The sequence below is a fragment of the Peptoniphilus sp. genome (assembly GCF_050943655.1).
Lineage (GTDB): Bacteria > Bacillota > Clostridia > Tissierellales > Peptoniphilaceae > Peptoniphilus_A.
Genome location: NZ_JBMNPQ010000116.1, coordinates 1 through 2,981 on the forward strand (window position 1 = coordinate 1; position 2,981 = coordinate 2,981).

General features: G+C 31.5%; 4 protein-coding genes. All 4 read right to left on the bottom strand.

What is annotated here, in order from left to right:
- Window positions 1-229 precede the first annotated feature (229 nt).
- Complete coding sequence (gene bioB, locus ACOX6R_RS07745) at window positions 230-1,213, bottom strand: biotin synthase BioB (RefSeq protein ID WP_433448932.1); 984 nt, start codon at window positions 1,211-1,213, stop codon at window positions 230-232.
- A 69-nt stretch (window positions 1,214-1,282) separates the two neighbouring features.
- Entirely contained in the window at window positions 1,283-1,921 is a 639-nt protein-coding gene (gene trmB, locus ACOX6R_RS07750; protein WP_433448934.1) for a tRNA (guanosine(46)-N7)-methyltransferase TrmB, read from the bottom strand.
- 71 nt (window positions 1,922-1,992) lie between these two features.
- Window positions 1,993-2,754 (bottom strand): DNA/RNA non-specific endonuclease, encoded by a 762-nt coding sequence (locus ACOX6R_RS07755; RefSeq protein ID WP_433448936.1) that lies wholly within the window; start codon window positions 2,752-2,754, stop codon window positions 1,993-1,995.
- A partial coding sequence (locus tag ACOX6R_RS07760; protein ID WP_433448938.1) for a cupin domain-containing protein occupies window positions 2,747-2,981 on the bottom strand: 235 nt, incomplete at its 5' end. The genes ACOX6R_RS07755 and ACOX6R_RS07760, both read right to left, overlap by 8 nt.

The window sequence follows — 2,981 nt, forward strand, 5'->3', positions numbered from 1 at the left end:
AAAAGTTTTTCTTGATTGAGTTTTAAAAGAGTTCGTTGCCTTAAGTGACAACTTCTATAGTTTACCAAGTTCTTTTTGCTTTGTCAAGAACTTTTTTATTATTTTTTAATTTTTTGTAAAGTTTTTTTGAACTCTGCAAATTTTATTAAAAAATAAAAGCTGTTTTTTTCGACAGCTTTTATATAATACTACCTTTAATTTTCTTTGTCAACTACTTTTTTAAAATATTTTATACTAATTCTAATTCGTCCACTGCACGCACGTTATAGTCTAGATCTTCAAGCATTTTTATATCATCTTCTATGCTATTACCATTAGTTGTAAGTAGCACTCCAGATATTGTTGCATTGGCTCCACTTTTAAATGCGCTCTTGCCAAATTCTTCCATTAATGCTCTTCCGCCTGCAAGTCTTATGGCAGATTTTGGGTTTATAAATCTAAATACTGCACAAGTTCTATTTAAGTCTTCCATAGATAACACTTCTGTATTCTCTAGTGGTGTGTTTTTAATTGGGCTAAGTAAGTTTACTGGTATTGATTTTATATTTAATTCTCTTAGTTCTAGTGCTAAGTCAATTCTATCTATATATGTCTCTCCCATTCCTATTAGTCCACCAGAACACACTTCCATACCTGCTTGTTTTGCTGCTTTAATTGTATTTATTTTTTGATCATAACTATGTGTTGAGCAGATTTCTTTAAAATATTCTCTTGATGTTTCTAGGTTGTTGTGGACTCTTCTTATTCCTGCAGCTTTTAATTTTTCAAATCCTTCTTCAGAAATAAGTCCACCAGATATACAAATTTTTAAATCGGGAGCTTCTTTGTGAATTTTTCTAGTTATTTCACATACTCTATCTATGTCTTCTTCTGTAAGACTTTTTCCACTTGCTACCATTGAGTATCTAGGTATGCCTCTTTCATATTTATCAAGGGCATCTTTAACTATTACTTCGTCTGGCAGTAATTTGTATTCCTTTACCTCTGTCTTATAGTGAGCTGATTGTGCACAGAATTTACAATTTTCTGGACACTTACCGCTTTTTGCGTTAATTATTGTGCATACATCAAAGTCATTGCCACAAAAATATTCTCTTAATTCATCAGCTGCTTTTGTCAAATCTTCATAATTTTCATTATAAAGTTCTATTGCTTCATCTCTTGTTATTTTGTATCCATTTTTTACTTTAGTTTGTAAACTAAAAATATCCATAAGTTAATCACCTATGGATATTATACAAATTTTATTTAATATGGTCAACCTATTTTTAATTTGCGGTTGTCATACATAGTGTTCAAAAACACCAAATTTAATTGGAATATTTGAGTCTCTAAATTTTCTCTCATATTCTGTAACTATATTTTGAGGATATTCATCTTCCTTCATGTCGAAATCCGCAACTAGTTCAGAAAAACCACTATCTCTAAAATAATCTAGGCTCTCTTCGAATAGTTCCAAGTCATCTGTCTTGAAATATATCTGTGATTTTTCCTTCAATATAATCTTATATTTTTCCAAAAATCTTGGATATGTTAGCCTTCTCTTCTTGTGTCTTAACTTTGGCCAAGGGTTACAAAAGTTTATATATATTCTATCTATTTCGCCTTCATCAAAATAGTCTAAAATATTTTCTGCATTAATTGGCATTGCACGCACATTTGTAAGCTCTTCTTCCAAAATTTTTCTAGTTGCGTATATAAGTGCATTGGTTTCCAAATCTACCATTATATAATTAATATCTTTATTTCTTTTTGCTGACTCTATAGTAAACTTTCCCTTGCCTGCTCCAATTTCCAAATAAATCGGGTGATCATTTCCAAAAACTTCGGCCCATTTGCCTTTGTTCTTTTCTCCTTCAAAATAAACATAGGGATTTTCATGCATTTCAGGTATTGCAAAATGTTTTTTTCTAAGTCTCATAATACATCCCTCAACTTTCCATCTTATTTCAATTTAGGTATTATATCATAGAAAAAACAGCTGTCAATAAATTATTTTAGTCTTTTACTTCTACCTGTTTTGTAGTCAATCGAAACGCCTTTTTCAATGTTTTTAACAAGCACTCTAAAATTTATTGCCTTGCCCCCATCTTCCACGCTATAGGCTTCCATTATTACACCACGTGCGACAAGTTCGTCGTCTATAAAGATTGGCGTAACTCTATATCTAACTTTTTTGCCAGTATCTTTTATATAATCTGCAACTACATTTTCAAAGGGCAGCATTCCTTTAGTATTAAAGGATCTGGTACCAGTCATGAGGTTGAGCCAATTGTCATTTTCACCAGCAAGTTGAAAACCAATTAAGTGGCATCTGTTATAAAGAACTCCACCTTCAATAAAATCAAATCTCTTTTGATGCCAACCAGTCGGATAGACTTTAGAAATGTCTTTTCTTTTTTCAATTGGCATAAGTTCTTTTCCAAGCAGTGCATTGGCAGGCCCCACTCTGTTTAGCGAATCTAGTGGAGAATAATTAGCATAAACTTCCCTATTTTTTAAATCCTCTTCACTAAACTGTGGAGGATTTTTATCTATAACATAGTACTCAGATTTTTCAGTGACTTTATATTTATTTTTGTCAAATGCTCCAAAATTGTCTAAGAAAGAAGAAAAGCCATGACCTAAGCCCTGATCTTTTTCGTATTCCTTTAAAAAACTTTGATCGCCTATTAATGCTCCCACAATTGCAAGAGCAATTAAAATAACAGCAGTCCACTTGTTGTTTTTATTATTACTATTCCTCTTACTCATGCTTATCTACCTTTTTGAAAATACATAACCATATTGCCCTATCTTGATAGATAACTTTGTGAACATCGTGAGGCTTTATTCTTAAAATATCTCCAGGCTTTAAATCAATTACTTCATCTTTAAACTCAATCTTTGCTCTTCCATCATACAATAGAACAATTTCCAAATCTTCTTGATCGAATTCTTCTGTAACTTGATTTAAGGACAAAGTCCTATTAATAGAAATA

Excerpts from the sequence above, each read along its gene's own strand:
- bioB (WP_433448932.1), bottom strand. The coding sequence starts at position 1,213 with ATGGATATTTTTAGTTTACAAACTAAAGTAAAAAATGGATACAAAATA.
- trmB (WP_433448934.1), bottom strand. The coding sequence starts at position 1,921 with ATGAGACTTAGAAAAAAACATTTTGCAATACCTGAAATGCATGAAAAT.
- ACOX6R_RS07755 (WP_433448936.1), bottom strand. The coding sequence starts at position 2,754 with ATGAGTAAGAGGAATAGTAATAATAAAAACAACAAGTGGACTGCTGTT.